Source organism: Rhizobium sp. BK275 (genome assembly GCF_014193555.1).
Lineage (GTDB): Bacteria > Pseudomonadota > Alphaproteobacteria > Rhizobiales > Rhizobiaceae > Rhizobium.
In genome coordinates this window covers 430,244-445,382 of the sequence record NZ_JACHZL010000007.1, presented here as the reverse complement: position 1 = coordinate 445,382, position 15,139 = coordinate 430,244, and the positions used below count along the sequence as shown (strand labels likewise).

Sequence of the window (15,139 nt, the reverse complement as noted above, 5' to 3'; positions counted from 1 at the left end):
TCGCGCTTATCTCAAGCGGAAAACCGCGCTATCGGCGGCCGTACCTTGCGCACCCCCGCCGAAATCCGGCACCGGATATTCTGCAATTTTTTCCAGAGAACCTGCGGGCAGAGGCGCCCTCCCCGGATCGCCGATGAGCACGTCGATGCCGGCAGCGCTGCAACGTTCAAGGAAAGGCAGCATACGCTCCGCCAGGACCTCGTCATAGAAGACATCACCGGCCAGAATCATGTCGGCGTAAGGTGGTGCGTCGCTGATAATGTCGCCGAGCCGCGTCTCGATCTCGACATCGTTCGCCTCGGCATTCAGCCGCGCCGCAGCGATCGCCTTTGCATCGATATCGATTGCCAGCACATGGGCGGCACCGCATTTCATGGCCACGATGGCAACAAGGCCGGAGCCGGTGCCGAGATCGACGACATGTTTGCCCGCCATCTCTTCGGGATGGTCGAAAAGATAGCGTGCGAGCACCGCCCCACCCGCCCAAGGGTAGGCCCAATAAGGCGGCGCCATATCGGAATCGTCAGCCATTGCAAGGCGATAGAGGCCGCTCCTCGGTGTCGCCATATGCAGCCTTACGTCAGGTATCGAAGGCACGCCCGCAAGCGGCAGGTTAGCTTCGATGAAGGCCGTCAGCTCAGGACGATCATCTGGGGAAGCCGGTCTCATCTGGTATCGATTGTCCTCGTTGCGACAGGCCACCTGGCCTTGAGGCAGGGCATAATACCTCGCTGGACCTTTGTATAGTTATGGAGCTCTGCGTCTCGGCGTAACGTTTCTGCAGCGATCCCTTGAGGGTATCGCCCCAGATTTCCCACAAGCCGGAGGACTCGTTATGCAACCGATCACCAGACGTTCATTCTCGGCCGCTCTCGTTGCAGGGGCCGCACTCAGCATGTTCCCGGCCGCCGGCCGGGCTGCCACCATCGCCAAGGCAAAGAACGTCGTTCTCGTCCATGGCGCCTATGCCGATGCATCCTGCTGGCTGGATGTCATCCCTCATCTCCAGGCCGCCGACCTGAATGTGATGGCCGTGCAGAACCCCCTCACTTCCTTTGCTGACGATGTCGAAGCCACCAAGCGTATCCTGGCGCTGATGGATGGCCCGACCGTGCTTGTCGGCCACTCCTATTCCGGCATGCTCGTCACCGAAGCCGGTGTCGACCCGAAGGTGACGGCACTCGTCTATATCGCTGCCCGCGCGCCTGACGCCGGCGAGGATTATACGGCTCTCGCCAAGCAGTATCCGACGCCGCCTGCCAGTGCGGGGCTCGTTCACAGCGGCGGTTACGCCCAGTTGAGTGAAGAAGCTTTCGTCAGAGACTTCGCCGGCGATCTGCCGGTTGCCCGCGCCAAGGCGCTCTATGCCGTGCAGGGCCGCATTTCCGATACGCTGTTCACTGCCAAGACAACGGTCGCTGCCTGGCGCTCCAAGCCATCCTGGTACGCGGTTTCGAAGAATGACCGCACCATCAATCCCGATCTCGAACGCTTCATGGCAAAGCGCATGAACGCGACGACGATCGAACTCGACGCCAGCCACGTTTCGCTGATTTCCCAGCCGCACGCCGTCGCCAATCTCATCCTCGCAGCAGCCGGTTCCAGCGAACATAGCTGAGACTTTCGCTGCCTACCGGCCGCATCGACTTACCGGTGCGGTCGGCGACCGCCTCAGCGGTCTTTCTTCTTGGCGAACTTGCCCCTGCCGCCTTCGAACTTGTTCTTGCCGCCTTCGAATTTCGGCTTACCCGGTTTCTTCGTCCAGAGCTTGTCGTCCTGACGTTCCGTACCGGCGGGTCTGTCCTTGCCGAACTTGCCCTTCGGCTTGTCGCCACGGAACCGATCGTCGCCACGCTCTTCGAAAGACTTCTTCGCATAGGCGGGCTTGGCCGGCTTGCTGAAGTCGGGCGTGCCGTTCAGCCTGACGACGCGAATGCCGCGCTCCATCGTCTTGTTCGGGCCGAGGGTGCCGAGGAAACTGTCGGCGCTGTCGGCGGCGATTTCCACGAAGGTCTCGTCCGGCTGCATCTTGATCGCGCCGATCTCGCGCTTGGTGAGATTGCCGTTGCGGCAGAGCATCGGGATCAGCCAGCGCGGCTCGGCATTCTGCTTGCGGCCGACGGAGACGGAGAACCAGACGCTTGGGCCGAAATCGTCACGCGGTCCCTTCTGCGCCGGCGCGAATTCGCGCACCTCGCCATTGTCGCGGCGCTTGCGGGCGCGGTCGTCCTGTACCGAAACCTCGATCAGGTCTTCCGGTGCCGACTGGTTGGCGCGATAGAGACGCACGAAAGCGGCGGCAAGTGCCTCGGCGCCATGGCTTTCGATGAGTTTCTGCACCAGTCCCTGCTCTTCGTCCTGCGGCTTGTCGGCGAAGATCGGATCGGCGAGCAGCCGCTCGTCGTCACGCTCCGTTACTTCCTCGACGGAGGGCGGCCGTGCCCAGGTGGCGGCGATACCGGCATTGTCGAGCAACCGTTCGGCCTTGCGGCGCACGTTGAGCGGCACGATGAGCGCGCTGACGCCCTTGCGTCCCGCGCGGCCCGTACGGCCGCTGCGGTGAAGAAGCGTTTCCGGGTTGGTCGGCAGATCGGCATGCACGACGAGGTCGAGGCCCGGCAAGTCGATGCCGCGGGCTGCGACGTCGGTCGCGATGCAGACGCGTGCGCGTCCGTCGCGCATCGCCTGCAGCGCATGGCTGCGCTCGTTCTGCGTCAGTTCGCCCGAGAGCGCCACGACATTGAAATTGCGGTTGTGAAACCGGGCCGTCAGGTGATTGACGGCCGCACGCGTCGAACAGAAGACGATCGCATTGCGCGCCTCGTAGTACCGCAGCACGTTGATGATAGCGTTTTCGCGGTCAGCAGGCGAAACGACGAGCGCGCGATATTCGATATCGATATGCTGCTTTTCTTCCGCCTGCGTGCTGATGCGCACTGCGTCGCGCTGATAGCTCTTCGCGAGCTTGGCGATGGCAGCGGGCACGGTCGCGGAGAACATCAGCGTGCGGCGCTCGTCCGGTGCCGATTCAAGGATGAATTCCAGATCTTCGCGGAAGCCTAGATCGAGCATCTCGTCCGCCTCATCCAGCACCGCCGCCTTGAGTTCGCTCATATCCAGAGCGTTGCGGCGGATGTGGTCGCAGAGACGTCCCGGTGTGCCGACGACGATATGTGCGCCACGCTCCAACGCACGGCGCTCGCTGCGGATATCCATGCCGCCGACACAGCTCGCGATCACGGCGCCTGTCATTTCGTAAAGCCATTCCAGCTCACGCTTGACCTGCAATGCCAGTTCGCGCGTCGGCGCAATCACGAGGGCAAGGGGTGCGGCTGCCGGCGCGAAGCGCTCGGAGCCTTCAAGAAGCGTCGGCGCAAGCGCCAGCCCGAAGGCCACGGTCTTGCCCGAGCCGGTCTGCGCGGAAACGAGCGCGTCCGATGCGGCGAGCGCCGGATCGAGCATCGCCTTCTGGACGGGGGTGAGCTCGGTATAGCCGCGCTTCTGCAACGCCTTGGCGATCGCCGGAGAGACGCCGTTATAGTCAGTCATGTGTTCGATCTTTCGGAGCTGTCAGGCGCGTAACGCGCCGTAGCCGGAATCGTCCGGCCGAAGAGTTGGGCCGTTCCTACTCGCTCCGGCTGCGAATGTCAAAGTGTCTCGCCACGCCATGTGTAGATGGCGATACTGCCGGAGCGCCCGCGCAGCTTCGTCTCGAACGGTCCGGTCAACTGCCCCGCCTGAGACGGAACGGCATCCGGACCAGCGGCGTCGAGCAGGCTGGCGCTGAGTGCAAGCTCTGCCCCACGGCTTGCGGCCACTTCCATGAGCCGCTGGGCGACATTGACGGTATCGCCCGTTGCGGTGATCTGCTGACGGTCGCCGCTGCCGAGACGAGATGCGACGATCGGGCCGCAATGGGCACCGACCTTGAAGCCCATCTTTCTGCGGCGAAGCTCCTGATGGCCTGCAAGGAAGCTGCGGGTGCGACCGGCAAGGCGCACGGCGCAGGCCGCCGCCCGCGCCGCATCGTCGGCTGCCGGTTCCGGCAGCCCGAAGAGAATCATGGCGCCGTCGCCCATGAAGCTGGTGATCGCCCCGCCAAGCAGCCGCACTTCCTCGTCGATGAGTTCGAAGAAGCTGCTGAGGATTTCCCGCACTGCGGCCGGTCCGACGGCTTCGCTGAGGCCGGTGAAACCCGAAAGGTCGATGAAGACGACGGAAGCATTCTGCCGCACCGGCTCGGCCAGGAACGCCGGGTCGCGCGCCAACCACTCGCCCAGGCCCGGCGCTTCGATGCGTTGCAGCCGCTCGGACTGATCGGCGAAGTGCCGCGCACGGCCGCGGTCGCGCCAGAGTTCTGCGGCACCGAAAATAACTGCGGGTGGGAGGGCGGCCGCAATCGGCAATGCAGCACTCAGCCAGTAGCCGTTCGCAAAGGCTGCAAGGTTGAGCATCGCCCAGACAATGACCGCTAGGCTGATGATGACGAAGCCGAGGGCACTGCGGCGCCATGCGACCAGTGCGACGAGAAGAACAGGCAAGGCTATCGCAATGCCGGCATCCGCCTGCCGTGTCCTGCTGTCGCGCACCATGCCGTCGCCCGCGATCAGATGCGTGATCGCCGTCGACATCACTTCGACACCCGGCAGGATGGGATCGAACGGTGTGGGAAAGACATCGCCGCCGCCGGTGACCGTCGCGCCGATTACCACCACCTTGTCGGTGATGGCATCCGCCGGCAGCTTGCCATCGAGCGCATCGGCAGCGCTGAAGGTGCGGATACTGCCTGCAGGACCATAGAAAGTCAGCGGCAGGCGCTGGCCCGTATCCGTTGGAATGCGCTGGGCGCCGAGCCGGATACCATCCTTTTCGATCAATGGTTCCGCACTGAGCGCAATCGAGGCGACCCGGAGTGGAAAGGCCGCATCCAGACGGTCGGCGGCGCGAGAAAACAGCGGAATGAATCGCGGCACGCCACTCTGGTCCGTCGCCACATTGACGATGCCGAGTGTTGCAGCCTCTGCGAAGCGTGGCTGCGGCAGCAGAAGCTGCTGTGCTTCGGGAACCGCCGCCAGCGGATCCTCTGCATCTTCCGTCACCGCCTGGAGACTTTGCGGAAAGGTTGCAGCACCGGCGATGATACTGGGCGTCGCTTTGAGCGCCGTTTCAAGTGCGGCATCGCCCTCCTCCGTACCGGGATCGACAAGCAGGATATCGAGCGCCAGTGCTCTCGGGTTCAACGCTCCGATGGACGTGACGAGCTGCGCAAGCATCTCCCGCTTGAGCGGATAGCCATGTGCTGCGGCGGTACGGTCATCGATCGCGATAATGGAAACGAGACCGGGCGGAGGCCGGACGCCGACGATCGTGCTGCGCAGATCGGCAAGCGTGGCCTCCATCCGCTCCATGAGGCTGGAGTCCGACTGCAGATGAAAATAGCCGAGTACCGCGCCCCACAGACCGGCGAGCAGCAGCGCGATCACGGTCTGGAGGCGATGGTTCATGAGACGACTTATTGACCGAGGCGTGAAAGAAGGGCAGCGACGCGCGGCGCCGGCCACGTGCGAACGGTGAGCGCAGCGGTTCCGCGCGTGACATCCACACCCTCGCCCGGTCCAAGTGTGACCGCCGGCCCGGCTGGACGGCGCACACCGACGCGGCCGCGTGTGACCAGCACGGAGGTCGTGCCGCCTTTGACATCGACGGCCCATTGCGTACCGCGGACGGCCGCGATCGCCTGTGGCGTCACGACCTGGAAACCGCCGCGGTGCTGGCTGCTGTCCACGTCGACAAGGGCGGCCTTGCTGCGCAGCGACAGCGAATCCGGGCTGCCGTCGCGATTGCGGTCGGTAAGTCTGAAGGATGCTCCACGTTCGGTGGTGATGTTGACGCCGCCCGGACAACGGAAAATCTGGTTGCCGTTTGCCGCACGCGAAATCGCGCAGCCGGCAGACTGGGCATAAGCTGCACCATCAGGCAGGAGGCCGATGATCAGCATAGCGGAAAACAGGCTGCGGGAGATTGCTGACATGGCTTTCATGATCCGCCCCTCGTGAGCCGCCGGCGCGTCTTCGATTGCGCGGGTCCGCCCATACTAGCTGAATTCGTCGGTTTCCCTATGCAAAAACGTGAACCTGCGCAAGCCATTCGGAAACACTCAGCGTTCGCCCGGCGAAGGCCCTACATAGCGGGCACGCGGGCGGATCAGATGGCCGCTTTCGATCTGCTCCATTGCATGCGCCAGCCACCCCGCCGTCCGAGCCAGCGCGAATATGATGATCGGTGCCTCCTGCGGCAGATCGAAGGCTGCCGTCATGGCGGCAAGCGCGAAATCGACATTGACCTTCTCGCCCACCATCTCTTCGCCGGCCCGCTGCACATCGCGAAAGACCGGCGGCACGTCGAAAGAGGAGAGCAGCACGCTCGCCCGTATATCGCCGTCGGGGTAAAGCTGATGCCCGAACGCCGTCGGCATGCTGCCCCGCAGCAGAAGCCGGCGGATCGCCTGCTCCGCGCCGGCGGTGGATGCGGCCTCGGCAAGAGCATCGACGCTTCGCCACGCCGAACCATGCAGCGGCCCGGTCAGAGTCGCCAGGCCCGAGAGCACGGCGGCAGAAAGTGCTGCCCCCGTCGAAACCGTGACGCGGACGGCGAAGGTGGAGGCGTTGAGCTCGTGATCGGCAAGCATGACAAGCGCCCGCCGCAGGCAATCGGCAGCTTCCGGCCTGCGCCAGCATGCGGCGAGACGGCGATGCAGGGGATGATCCGCCGATCCCGGCGTTAGCGCATCGGCGACGGTTGAAAGCACGCTGCATGCTTCCATCTGCAAGGCCGGGCGTGCACGTCCGAGAGACGGTAGATCGGCGCTCACCCGCCCCGCCAGCGCCAGCAGCGCGGCTTGAATGGAAGGCGATGCCGGCCCGGAGGCAGAGGCCGGTACGCAAGCGAAACTCTCCGCATTCCACAGTAGCAGCGCCGCCTCCTCCAACGTCGCATGGGCTGAAAGCTCCGCCGCATCCTGCCCCCGATAGAGCAATCGTCCTGCGGCGATGGTCGAGATTGACGATGTCAGTACCGGATCGCCCCAGCGGATCGCTTCGGCGGCGACCGTCTCGCTCTTGCGCCTGCCGGCGTGGCGCTCGGCAAGCCGCTTGACATCGCTTTCCTGATAGAGGCTGCGGCGTGGATCGGTGGGGTCGGCCTTGGCGCGGATCCGCCCACGGCTGACATTGGCATAAAGCGTCTGCGGCTTGGTGCCGAGTTCGGCTAGCGCTTCCTCCGCTGTCAGCCAGCTCATGTCAGCCTCACATTGATCAATTGCATCAAGATTGACGTCAACTAAAGTAGATCCGATCTTTCATCCGGTAAAGGAGAAAGACCTATGAAAGATGGTTTGGAAAATGTCATCGCTGCTGAAACCCAGCTCTCGGATGTCGACGGCGAAGCCGGCCGGCTGATCATCCGCGGCGTATCGCTGGATCATCTGGCAGGAAGCAGCACCTATGAGGATGTGGCCGCCCTGCTGCTGGACGGCCTGATCGAGCCGCACCTCGACGCGAGCGAATTGCGCCGCCGGCTCGGCCAGGCGCGAACGAAAGTTTTCGCCGAAGTCGAAACTGTCGATACTCGCCTACTGGCGCTGCCACCGGTCGATGCTATGCGTGCTCTTGTTGCCCGCCTACCTGATGGCGAGGATATAGATACCGCACTTCGTCTGCTTGCCGCACCCGCCGTCTTCCTACCGGCGGTTCTGAGTCTGCAGCGAGGCGAAAAGCCGGTAAAGCCCGATGCGGGTCTATCGCAATCAGCCGATACCCTGCGCATGCTCTCGGGCACGGTGCCGAGCGCCGAGAAAACCGCAGCCCTCGACACCTATCTCGTGACGATCTCGGATCATGGCTTGAACGCCTCGACTTTCGCGTCGCGTGTCATCGCCTCAACCCGCGCGGGCCTTACCTCCTCGGTGCTGGCGGCGATCAGCGCGCTGAAGGGACCACTGCATGGCGGCGCGCCCGGACCGGTGCTCGATATGCTCGATGGGATCGGAAACGAGGCCAGTGCCGGCCCTTGGCTTCGCTCCGCACTCGATCGCGGTGAGCGGCTGATGGGCTTTGGCCACCGTGTCTACCGGGTGCGCGATCCGCGTGCCGATGCCCTGAAAAATGCGTTGAAGCCGCTCGTTGCCAGCGGCCAGGTCAATAACAGCAGAATTGCGCTTGCTGAAGCAGTGGAACAGGCAGCCCTCGCGATCCTTAGGGAACGCAAGCCGGGCCGGTCGCTGGATGTGAATGTGGAATTCTATACCGCGCTGCTTTTGGAAAGCCTCGGCTTCCCCCGCGAAGCCTTCACTGGCGTCTTCGCCATCGGCCGCACCGTCGGCTGGATCGCCCATGCTCGCGAACAGGCGCTGGAAGGCCGTCTCATCCGCCCGCGCTCGGTCTATGTCGGACCTCTGCCGGAAGCGGCGTGACATCAAGAAAAAGCCGCTCCCTCGTCTTGGAGGGAGCGGCGGAGTTTTAGACCAATCGGCTCTGCTCGGTTGCCGCTTCGATGAAGCTTGCAAAAAGCGGATGCGGGTCAAGCGGGCGGGACTTCAGTTCCGGGTGGTACTGAACGCCGATGAACCAAGGATGATCAGGGTATTCGATCGTCTCCGGCAACACGCCGTCCGGCGACATGCCCGAGAAGACCAGGCCGCAATTCTCCAGCCGATCCTTGTAGTCGATATTGACTTCGTAGCGGTGGCGATGACGCTCGGAAATGTCGGTCGAGCCGTAGATATCCGAAATCTTCGTACCCTTCTTCAGCGCTGCCTTGTAGGCGCCGAGACGCATCGTGCCGCCGAGATCGCCGGCGGCCGTGCGCTTCTGCAACTCGTTGCCCTTCACCCATTCGGTCATCAGGCCGACGACCGGCTCCGGCGTCGGGCCGAATTCGGTCGATGAGGCGTTTGGAACATCGGCGAGATTGCGGGCAGCTTCGATAACGGCCATCTGCATGCCGAAGCAGATGCCGAAATAAGGCACCTTGCGCTCGCGGGCAAAACGTGCCGCATGGATCTTGCCTTCCGAACCACGCTCGCCGAAGCCGCCCGGTACCAGAATACCGTGGACCTTCTCCAGATACGGAGCTGGATCTTCCTTTTCGAAGACTTCGGACTCGATCCACTCGAGCTTGACCTTGACGCGGTTGGCGATCCCTCCGTGATGCAGCGCTTCGATCAGCGACTTATAGGCATCCTTGAGACCGGTATACTTGCCGACGATCGCAATCGTGACCTCGCCTTCCGGCGTGCGGATACGGTTGCAGACCTCTTCCCACTGGTCGAGACGCGGCTTCGGAGCCGGCTCGATGCCGAAGGCGGCGAGCACTTCGTCGTCGAGGCCTTCCTTGTGATAGGCCATCGGCACGTCGTAGATATTGGCAACGTCGAGCGCCTGGATGACGGCGGACGGACGCACGTTGCAGAACAGCGACAGCTTGCGGCGTTCGGCTTCCGGGATTTCCCGGTCGGCGCGCACCAGAAGGATGTCGGGATGGATGCCGAGCGCCTGCAGTTCCTTGACCGAATGCTGCGTCGGTTTGGTCTTCAGTTCGCCCGCTGCAGGAATGTACGGCATCAGCGTCAGGTGGACGTAAACAGCGGTGCCGCGCGGCAGATCATTGCCGAGCTGGCGGATCGCTTCCATGAAGGGCATCGCCTCGATATCGCCGACCGTGCCGCCGATTTCGCAGATGACGAAATCGTAGTCGTCATTGCCCTCGACGACGAAATCCTTGATCTCGTTGGTGACGTGGGGAATGACCTGAACGGTCGCGCCGAGATAGTCGCCGCGGCGTTCCTTGTCGATGATGTTCTTGTAGATGCGGCCAGTGGTGATGTTGTCGGTCTTGGTCGCCGAACGTCCCGTGAAACGTTCATAGTGGCCGAGATCGAGGTCGGTTTCCGCGCCGTCGTCAGTGACGAAGACTTCGCCGTGCTGGGTCGGGCTCATAGTGCCCGGATCCACGTTCAGATAGGGGTCGAGTTTGCGAAGCCGCACCCGATAACCACGGGCCTGCAGCAACGCTCCGAGAGCCGCGGCCGCAATTCCTTTTCCGAGGGAAGAAACCACGCCGCCAGTGATGAATACGTATCGCGCCATGGGAGTCACCGGATACCTTTTCAAAAACGATTCCACCAGCCCAAAAATTCTTTTCCGGAACTTTTGGTGCGTGGCGCAGGAATCTGAACAAAAGAAAACCGGCAGACCCGAGGGCCTGCCGGCGGTTTATTTTCAGGACCGGCTTATTGTCCCGTGGGGACGCCGGAAGGCTGTGCCGGCGCGGTAGCGGCCGGAGCCTCAGGCTGGGCCGGAGCCGTTGTCGTCGGAGCTGCCGGAGCGGTCGCCGCAGGGGCGCTTGCAGCCGGAGCCGGATTTGCGGGTGCTTGCGCTGCAGGAGCCGGCATTGCCGGGGCAGCCGGTGCCGGAGCGGCAGCGCCGCTGTTCGGAATGCCGCTGTTGTCGGCAGGTTGAGCCGGAGCCGGGGCATTGCCGCCGAGCGAATCGAGAATGCCGTTGCCCTGGCCGCTCGTTGCCGGAATACGGTTGAGAATGTCGGTCGGTCGGCCTTCGTAACGGGTCAGGATTCCGAGGCCGAGCGAGGTCAGGAAAAACAGCGTCGCCAGGATCGCCGTCGTGCGCGTCAGCGCATTGGCCGTACCGCGGGCCGACATGAAGCCCGATCCGCCGCCGATGCCGAGGCCGCCGCCTTCGGAGCGCTGGATGAGCACGACGCCGACGAGCGCGAGCACGATCATGAGATGGATGACAATCAATACTGTCTGCATGGGTCCAGTCCTGCCCGTCTGAGGACGGACATAAAGTAAAAATCTGGCGGCTCTTTACATGAGGTCATCTGCTATTCCAAGCCCTTCGGCCAGGAATATGCAATCGCCTCAGGCAAGCAGCGTTTCATATGCGCCGTAGATGGCGAGGAAGTCAGTGGCTTTCAAGCTCGCACCGCCGATCAGCGCGCCGTCCACATTGTCGACGGCGAGCAGCTCGCTGGCATTCGAGGGCTTGACCGAACCGCCATAGAGGATGCGCATGCCCCTGCCCTCTTTGCCGAACCGCAAGACAAGTTCGTCGCGGATGAAGGCATGGACGATTTCCACATCCTGTGCGGTCGGCGTCAGCCCGGTACCGATCGCCCAGACCGGCTCATAGGCGATAACGGTATTTTCGGCCGTCGCCTCGTCCGGCAGCGATCCCGAAAGCTGGCGCTTGAGGATATCGAGCGTCTGGTAGGCGTCGCGCTCATCGGCGGTTTCTCCGACACAAATGATCGCGATGATATCGGCCTGATAGGCAGCCTGGGCCTTGGCGCGCACCAGATGATCGGTTTCGGCATGGTTGATGCGTCGTTCCGAATGGCCGACGATCACATAGGTGCCGTAGCAATCGGCAATCATTTCCGCAGATACATCGCCGGTATGGGCGCCGCTCTGCGTCTGGTGGCAATCCTGTGCGCCGATCGCAAGCGGGCTGTCGGTGGCGAGCGCCGTCGCCACGTAGAGCAGCGTTGCCGGCGGGCAGATCAGGGCTTCGACTTTCTCCGACAAGGGAGTACTGACGCCTTGAGCAATCGCCTTGATCTGGTCCAATGAGGCACGCGTGCCGTTCATCTTCCAGTTCCCCGCCACGAGCGGGCGTACGTCAGGTGTCATGTTGCTCCTCCCAAAATCCGCCTATTCGGCGGCCTTAGCAAAAGCCGGCAGCAAAGGAAAGCGCTCCAGGTGACGTTGGGGCAATATCGGTCTTACGTGGGGTGAAATCCGCCTTTTCAGGACGCCAGTATCCAGTTCAGCACCCTGCGCCAGTCGATCATGCGGATCGGCGTGCCGTGATTGCCGCTCTCAAACAATGTGAAATGCGTCGGGTATTTTGCCTTGTCGAGCTCTTCGAACAGCGCTTGCTGGTCGGCTGCAGCATAGACGGGATCGCGGCTGCCATGGGCAAACCAGAGCGGCAGCTTCGCCTTGTAGAAAGGGCTCTTTGCAAAATCCGGGTCCGAGACGCCGCTCATGATCAGCATTCCCTTCAGCCGTTTGACACTTTCGGCATCGCGCGCGATCCCCCAGCAGATCTGGCTGCCCATAGAGGCGCAGCTCAGGATGATTGGTCGGCCGGGAGACTGTGCGCTCGCATAGCGGATCAGGCCGGCGATCGCCGTCACGCCATTGGCGTCGAACGTCCGCACTGTCGGAGAATAATAGACGCCGCCATTGCCGGCAGCGAGGTTCTTCAGCCGGTTGAAGTTGCCGCCGAACGTATAGTCGTTGGCGCCGAGCCGCCGGTCACCATCGCGGCCGTGGATGAAGATAACCGCGAAGGCGGGATTCTGTGCCGGTCCCACCCTGGTGACATCCAGCCTGATACCGTCGAGCGACAGCGTTTCATCCGCCTGCAGCTTCTTCACGCCGAGCGAGACATATTTCTGCTGCACACGCTTTTCAGGGATCTGGTCACGCCCGTTGATGTCGCGCATCTCGTCGTATTCGATCACTTCGAACGCGCCGTCATCGCCTGTCTGAAGCACGATCTGCTTCGAAAACAGGTCGTCCTTGTAAGGCGGCAGGGCATCGGCTGCGGCGGTCCCGACCGCTGCGGACAGGAAAAAGGCCGCAATTGCAGTGATTATGGTGCAATGACTTGTGGACATCGGCATGCAGATGGTTCCCAAAGAGCTGCCGCGACTTGCCATTCGACGCCCGGCAACGCAAATCACATCTTGAAAAGCTCCGCAATTCCGGAGCGCGTCGCGTATCGGGGCGCTTTCTGTCAGAATTCCCCTGATTCGCAAACGCGATGCCGAACGCGACTATTGTGGGCCAGCGGCGGCCCGTCACGAGAATAAGATCTGAACGGTTCCATGGAAGACAGCAACGACCTTTTTTCCGGAATGCCCCTGTCGTCAAAGCAGGACCCGCAGAAGCAGGAGGAGGCTGCAAAGTCTGCCGCGCCGGCTGCAAAGCCCGCTGCGACTGCAGCACCCGCCGCCTCCCGCCCTGCCCCGGCGACGTCGAACGGCGACGATTACGGCGCATCCTCGATCCGCGTTCTGGAAGGCCTGGAACCGGTGCGCATGCGCCCGGGCATGTATATCGGCGGCACCGACGAGAAGGCCCTGCACCACCTCTTTGCCGAAGTCATCGACAACTCGATGGACGAAGCAGTGGCCGGCCATGCCGATTTCATCGATGTGCATCTCGATGTTGAGGGCTATCTCACCGTTACCGATAACGGCCGCGGTATTCCGGTCGAGAACCATCCGCAGGTTCCCGGCAAGTCGACACTTGAAGTCATCATGACCAAGCTGCATGCTGGCGGTAAATTCGACGGCAAGGCTTACGAAACCTCCGGCGGTCTGCACGGTGTCGGCGTGTCCGTCGTCAACGCTCTGTCAGACGTTCTCGAAGTCGAGGTTGCTCGCAACCGCAAGCTCTATCGCCAGCGCTTCTCGCGCGGCCTGCCGCAGGGCGGGCTCGAAGAGCTCGGCGATGTGCATAACCGCCGCGGCACCAAGGTTCGCTTTCACCCCGACCCGCAGATTTTCGGGGATCATGCGAAGTTCGATGCAGCGCGTGTTTTCCGCATGGCCCGCTCCAAGGCCTATCTCTTCGGCGGCGTCGAAATCCGCTGGAGCTGCGATCCCGGCGTGCTGCCTGAAGGTTCCGACGTGCCCGACAAGGCAGTCTTCCACTTCCCCGGCGGCCTTAAGGATTACCTGCAGGCGACGATGGGCAAGGAGTTCACCGTTACCCGCGAAATCTTCGCCGGCAAGACCGAGAAGGCCGCAGGTCACGGAGCGCTGGAATGGGCCATCACCTGGTATGGCGGCGATCCGCAGGTTCATTCCTATTGTAACACCATCCCGACGCCCGAAGGCGGCACGCATGAGGCGGGTCTGCGCATCGCGCTGACCAAGGGCCTGAAAAGCTACGCCGAACTGACGCAGAACAAGCGCGCTGCGCAGATCACCACCGACGACGTGATGATCTCTGCCGTCGGCATGCTTTCGGTCTTCATCCGCGAGCCGGAATTCGTTGGCCAGACCAAGGATCGTCTGGCGACCGTCGAAGCCCAGCGCCTCGTCGAAAACGCGCTGCGCGATCCTTTCGACCACTATCTCGCCGACAATCCCAATGAGGCCGAGAAGCTTCTCGACTGGGTGATCGAGCGCGCCGAGGAGCGGCTGCGCCGCCGCAAGGAGAAGGAAGTCAACCGCAAAACGGCCGTTCGCAAGCTGCGCCTGCCCGGCAAGCTCGCCGACTGCTCACAGAACACCGCCGAAGGCGCCGAACTCTTCCTGGTCGAGGGTGACTCGGCAGGTGGCTCCGCCAAGCAGGCGCGCAACCGCGCCAACCAGGCGATCCTGCCGCTGCGCGGCAAGATCCTCAACGTCGCCAGCGCCGGCCGCGAAAAGCTCGGCGCCAACCAGCAGATCTCCGACCTCGTTCAGGCGCTCGGCTGCGGCACACGCTCGAAATACCGCGAAGAGGATCTGCGCTACGAACGCGTCATCGTCATGACCGATGCCGACGTGGACGGTGCGCACATTGCCTCGCTGCTCATCACCTTCTTCTATCAGGAAATGCCGGAGCTGGTCCGGGGCGGCCACCTCTTCCTCGCCGTGCCGCCGCTCTACAAGATCACCCAAGGGGCAAAATCCGCCTATGCCCGCGACGACGATCACCGCGCCGAGCTGATGGAGACGGAGTTCAAGGGCAAGGCCAAGATCGAGATCAGCCGCTTCAAAGGTCTCGGCGAAATGCTGCCCGCCCAGCTCAAGGAAACCACCATGGATCCGTCCAAGCGCACGCTGCTGCGGGTGCTGATCGACGAGGTGGATTTCGAGGGAACGCGCAACGCCGTTGACGACCTGATGGGAACCAAGGCCGAAGCCCGCTTCCGCTTCATCCAGGAGCGTGCCGCTTTCGCTGAAGATTTGGATATTTAAGCCGCAACGAATTCATCGAACTGACGAGGAACCGTTACGCTTCCGTCAAATTACCGGCGCAATAGAACGGCCGGCGCTCTGTCCTCCCGCGAGGGCACTGCAGCGCCGGCCGTTTTGTCTCAACCCTTTGCCGGAT

At 62.8% G+C, this 15,139-nt stretch carries 12 protein-coding genes; 3 read left to right on the top strand and 9 right to left on the bottom strand.

The genetic code is table 11. The annotated features are described in order from the left end of the window. Positions 1-6 precede the first annotated feature (6 nt). Positions 7-669 carry a 50S ribosomal protein L11 methyltransferase gene (locus tag FHT82_RS23405; protein WP_183735052.1) on the bottom strand — a complete coding sequence of 221 codons (663 nt, stop codon included), beginning with the start codon at positions 667-669 and terminating at the stop codon, positions 7-9. Positions 670-835: 166 nt separating this feature from the next. Between FHT82_RS23405 and FHT82_RS23400 the strand changes: the two genes are divergently transcribed. Continuing rightward, positions 836-1,618 (top strand): alpha/beta hydrolase, encoded by a 783-nt coding sequence (locus FHT82_RS23400; protein ID WP_183735051.1) that lies wholly within the window; start codon positions 836-838, stop codon positions 1,616-1,618. Between the two features lie 53 nt (positions 1,619-1,671). On the opposite strand, the gene FHT82_RS23395 is transcribed toward FHT82_RS23400, so the two are convergent. The 4 genes from FHT82_RS23395 to FHT82_RS23380 form a co-directional block, all read right to left on the bottom strand. Further along, a complete protein-coding gene (locus FHT82_RS23395) occupies positions 1,672-3,549 on the bottom strand; it encodes a DEAD/DEAH box helicase (protein ID WP_183735050.1) in 1,878 nt (625 codons plus the stop codon). Positions 3,550-3,647: 98 nt separating this feature from the next. After that, positions 3,648-5,504, bottom strand: coding sequence for an adenylate/guanylate cyclase domain-containing protein (locus FHT82_RS23390; protein ID WP_183735049.1), 1,857 nt, complete (start codon positions 5,502-5,504; stop codon positions 3,648-3,650). Positions 5,505-5,512: 8 nt separating this feature from the next. Continuing rightward, positions 5,513-6,031, bottom strand: a complete 519-nt coding sequence (locus FHT82_RS23385; RefSeq protein ID WP_183735110.1) for a FecR domain-containing protein — start codon at positions 6,029-6,031, stop codon at positions 5,513-5,515. Positions 6,032-6,157: 126 nt separating this feature from the next. Beyond that, entirely contained in the window at positions 6,158-7,297 is a 1,140-nt protein-coding gene (locus FHT82_RS23380; RefSeq protein WP_183735048.1) for a citrate synthase, read from the bottom strand. 84 nt (positions 7,298-7,381) lie between these two features. Between FHT82_RS23380 and FHT82_RS23375 the strand changes: the two genes are divergently transcribed. Further along, complete coding sequence (locus FHT82_RS23375; protein WP_183735047.1) at positions 7,382-8,470, top strand: citrate synthase/methylcitrate synthase; 1,089 nt, start codon at positions 7,382-7,384, stop codon at positions 8,468-8,470. A 46-nt stretch (positions 8,471-8,516) separates the two neighbouring features. On the opposite strand, the gene FHT82_RS23370 is transcribed toward FHT82_RS23375, so the two are convergent. The 4 genes from FHT82_RS23370 to FHT82_RS23355 all read right to left on the bottom strand — a co-directional run bounded on the left by FHT82_RS23370 (position 8,517) and on the right by FHT82_RS23355 (position 12,711). Continuing rightward, positions 8,517-10,145 (bottom strand): CTP synthase, encoded by a 1,629-nt coding sequence (locus FHT82_RS23370; protein WP_183735046.1) that lies wholly within the window; start codon positions 10,143-10,145, stop codon positions 8,517-8,519. Between the two features lie 143 nt (positions 10,146-10,288). After that, a complete protein-coding gene (secG, locus tag FHT82_RS23365; RefSeq protein WP_183735045.1) occupies positions 10,289-10,831 on the bottom strand; it encodes a preprotein translocase subunit SecG in 543 nt (180 codons plus the stop codon). A gap of 108 nt (positions 10,832-10,939) precedes the next feature. Beyond that, entirely contained in the window at positions 10,940-11,710 is a 771-nt protein-coding gene (gene tpiA / locus FHT82_RS23360) for a triose-phosphate isomerase (RefSeq protein WP_183735044.1), read from the bottom strand. A 116-nt stretch (positions 11,711-11,826) separates the two neighbouring features. Then, on the bottom strand, positions 11,827-12,711 hold the full coding sequence (locus FHT82_RS23355; RefSeq protein ID WP_183735043.1) for an alpha/beta hydrolase: 885 nt from the start codon (positions 12,709-12,711) through the stop codon (positions 11,827-11,829). Between the two features lie 204 nt (positions 12,712-12,915). Between FHT82_RS23355 and parE the strand changes: the two genes are divergently transcribed. After that, entirely contained in the window at positions 12,916-15,003 is a 2,088-nt protein-coding gene (parE, locus tag FHT82_RS23350; RefSeq protein ID WP_183735042.1) for a DNA topoisomerase IV subunit B, read from the top strand. The last annotated feature ends 136 nt before the right edge of the window (positions 15,004-15,139 follow it).

Coding starts and splice junctions, on each gene's coding strand:
- FHT82_RS23405 (WP_183735052.1), bottom strand. CDS start 669: ATGAGACCGGCTTCCCCAGATGATCGTCCTGAGCTGACGGCCTTCATC.
- FHT82_RS23400 (WP_183735051.1), top strand. CDS start 836: ATGCAACCGATCACCAGACGTTCATTCTCGGCCGCTCTCGTTGCAGGG.
- FHT82_RS23395 (WP_183735050.1), bottom strand. CDS start 3,549: ATGACTGACTATAACGGCGTCTCTCCGGCGATCGCCAAGGCGTTGCAG.
- FHT82_RS23390 (WP_183735049.1), bottom strand. CDS start 5,504: ATGAACCATCGCCTCCAGACCGTGATCGCGCTGCTGCTCGCCGGTCTG.
- FHT82_RS23385 (WP_183735110.1), bottom strand. CDS start 6,031: ATGTCAGCAATCTCCCGCAGCCTGTTTTCCGCTATGCTGATCATCGGC.
- FHT82_RS23380 (WP_183735048.1), bottom strand. CDS start 7,297: ATGAGCTGGCTGACAGCGGAGGAAGCGCTAGCCGAACTCGGCACCAAG.
- FHT82_RS23375 (WP_183735047.1), top strand. CDS start 7,382: ATGAAAGATGGTTTGGAAAATGTCATCGCTGCTGAAACCCAGCTCTCG.
- FHT82_RS23370 (WP_183735046.1), bottom strand. CDS start 10,145: ATGGCGCGATACGTATTCATCACTGGCGGCGTGGTTTCTTCCCTCGGA.
- secG (WP_183735045.1), bottom strand. CDS start 10,831: ATGCAGACAGTATTGATTGTCATCCATCTCATGATCGTGCTCGCGCTC.
- tpiA (WP_183735044.1), bottom strand. CDS start 11,710: ATGACACCTGACGTACGCCCGCTCGTGGCGGGGAACTGGAAGATGAAC.
- FHT82_RS23355 (WP_183735043.1), bottom strand. CDS start 12,711: ATGCCGATGTCCACAAGTCATTGCACCATAATCACTGCAATTGCGGCC.
- parE (WP_183735042.1), top strand. CDS start 12,916: ATGGAAGACAGCAACGACCTTTTTTCCGGAATGCCCCTGTCGTCAAAG.